Annotated in this window: 1 rRNA gene; it reads left to right on the top strand. The window is 52.4% G+C overall.

From position 1 onward, the window contains the following. Positions 1 to 117: 117 nt before the first annotated feature. A 23S ribosomal RNA gene (locus CFB43_RS37375) occupies positions 118 to 2999 on the top strand. The last annotated feature ends 17 nt before the right edge of the window (positions 3000 to 3016 follow it).

Genomic DNA, 3016 nt, shown 5'->3' with positions numbered 1-3016 from the left:
CTATCCGGGTTGTGATTGTATCGATGTATCTCAAGATGATTCGAACTCTATGTTTGACTCAATTGGAATACGGCACAACGCGAGAACTCAACCTGTAACGAGACAGACTCGTTATAGGGTCAAGCGAACAAGTGCATGTGGTGGATGCCTTGGCGATCACAGGCGATGAAGGACGCGGTAGCCTGCGAAAAGCTACGGGGAGCTGGCAAACAAGCTTTGATCCGTAGATGTCCGAATGGGGAAACCCACTCCTTTTGGAGTATCCATGGCTGAATACATAGGCCATGCGAAGCGAACGCGGTGAACTGAAACATCTAAGTAACCGCAGGAAAAGAAATCAACCGAGATTCCCAAAGTAGTGGCGAGCGAAATGGGATGAGCCTTGCACTCTTTATTTGTATTGTTAGCCGAACGCTCTGGAAAGTGCGGCCATAGCAGGTGATAGCCCTGTAGGCGAAAACAGTATGAAAGAACTAGGTGTGCGACAAGTAGGGCGGGACACGTGAAATCCTGTCTGAAGATGGGGGGACCATCCTCCAAGGCTAAATACTCGTGATCGACCGATAGTGAACCAGTACCGTGAGGGAAAGGCGAAAAGAACCCCGGGAGGGGAGTGAAATAGATCCTGAAACCGCATGCATACAAACAGTCGGAGCCTCGTAAGGGGTGACGGCGTACCTTTTGTATAATGGGTCAGCGACTTACGTTCAGTAGCAAGCTTAACCGTATAGGGCAGGCGTAGCGAAAGCGAGTCCGAATAGGGCGTTCAGTTGCTGGGCGTAGACCCGAAACCAAGTGATCTATCCATGGCCAGGATGAAGGTGCGGTAACACGTACTGGAGGTCCGAACCCACTAACGTTGAAAAGTTAGGGGATGAGCTGTGGATAGGGGTGAAAGGCTAAACAAACTTGGAAATAGCTGGTTCTCTCCGAAAACTATTTAGGTAGTGCCTCGTGTCTCACCTTCGGGGGTAGAGCACTGTCATGGTTGGGGGGTCTATTGCAGATTACCCCGCCATAGCAAACTCCGAATACCGAAGAGTGCAATCACGGGAGACAGACATCGGGTGCTAACGTCCGGTGTCAAGAGGGAAACAACCCAGACCGCCAGCTAAGGTCCCCAAATATAGCTAAGTGGGAAACGAAGTGGGAAGGCTAAAACAGTCAGGAGGTTGGCTTAGAAGCAGCCACCCTTTAAAGAAAGCGTAATAGCTCACTGATCGAGTCGTCCTGCGCGGAAGATGTAACGGGGCTAAGCTATATACCGAAGCTGCGGATGCGAGCTTTGCTCGCATGGTAGGAGAGCGTTCTGTAAGCCTGCGAAGGTGTCTCGGAAGGGATGCTGGAGGTATCAGAAGTGCGAATGCTGACATGAGTAGCGATAAAGGGGGTGAAAGGCCCCCTCGCCGTAAGCCCAAGGTTTCCTACGCAACGTTCATCGGCGTAGGGTGAGTCGGCCCCTAAGGCGAGGCAGAAATGCGTAGCTGATGGGAAGCAGGTCAATATTCCTGCACCATTGTTAGATGCGATGGGGGGACGGATCGCGGAAGGTTGTCCGGGTGTTGGAAGTCCCGGTCGCTGCATTGGAGAAGGCGCTTAGGCAAATCCGGGCGCGGAATTCAAGGGTGTGGCGCGAGCTCCTTAGGGAGCGAAGCAATTGGAAGTGGTTCCAAGAAAAGCCTCTAAGCTTCAGTCTAACGATGACCGTACCGCAAACCGACACAGGTGGGCGAGATGAGTATTCTAAGGCGCTTGAGAGAACTCGGGAGAAGGAACTCGGCAAATTGGTACCGTAACTTCGGGATAAGGTACGCCCTTGTAGCTTGATGCGCCTGCGCGCAGAGGGTGAAGGGGTTGCAATAAACTGGTGGCTGCGACTGTTTAATAAAAACACAGCACTCTGCAAACACGAAAGTGGACGTATAGGGTGTGACGCCTGCCCGGTGCCGGAAGATTAAATGATGGGGTGCAAGCTCTTGATTGAAGTCCCGGTAAACGGCGGCCGTAACTATAACGGTCCTAAGGTAGCGAAATTCCTTGTCGGGTAAGTTCCGACCTGCACGAATGGCGTAACGATGGCCACACTGTCTCCTCCCGAGACTCAGCGAAGTTGAAGTGTTTGTGATGATGCAATCTACCCGCGGCTAGACGGAAAGACCCCATGAACCTTTACTGTAGCTTTGCATTGGACTTTGAACCGATCTGTGTAGGATAGGTGGGAGGCTATGAAACCGGAACGCTAGTTTCGGTGGAGCCGTCCTTGAAATACCACCCTGGTTTGTTTGAGGTTCTAACCTTGGCCCGTGATCCGGGTCGGGGACAGTGCATGGTAGGCAGTTTGACTGGGGCGGTCTCCTCCCAAAGCGTAACGGAGGAGTACGAAGGTACGCTAGGTACGGTCGGAAATCGTGCTGATAGTGCAATGGCATAAGCGTGCTTAACTGCGAGACCGACAAGTCGAGCAGGTGCGAAAGCAGGTCATAGTGATCCGGTGGTTCTGTATGGAAGGGCCATCGCTCAACGGATAAAAGGTACTCTGGGGATAACAGGCTGATACCGCCCAAGAGTTCATATCGACGGCGGTGTTTGGCACCTCGATGTCGGCTCATCTCATCCTGGGGCTGTAGCCGGTCCCAAGGGTATGGCTGTTCGCCATTTAAAGAGGTACGTGAGCTGGGTTTAAAACGTCGTGAGACAGTTTGGTCCCTATCTGCCGTGGGCGTTGGATATTTGAAGGGGGCTGCTCCTAGTACGAGAGGACCGGAGTGGACGAACCTCTGGTGTACCGGTTGTCACGCCAGTGGCATCGCCGGGTAGCTATGTTCGGAAGAGATAACCGCTGAAAGCATCTAAGCGGGAAACTCGCCTTAAGATGAGATATCCCTGGGGACTAGATCCCCTTGAAGGGTCGTTCGAGACCAGGACGTTGATAGGTCAGGTGTGTAAGCGCAGTAATGCGTTCAGCTAACTGATACTAATTGCCCGTAAGGCTTGATCCTATAACAAGTCTGTTTCG

Source organism: Burkholderia sp. AU15512, assembly GCF_002223325.1.
GTDB lineage: Bacteria > Pseudomonadota > Gammaproteobacteria > Burkholderiales > Burkholderiaceae > Burkholderia.
This window is presented reverse-complemented; position numbering and strand designations above follow the sequence as displayed.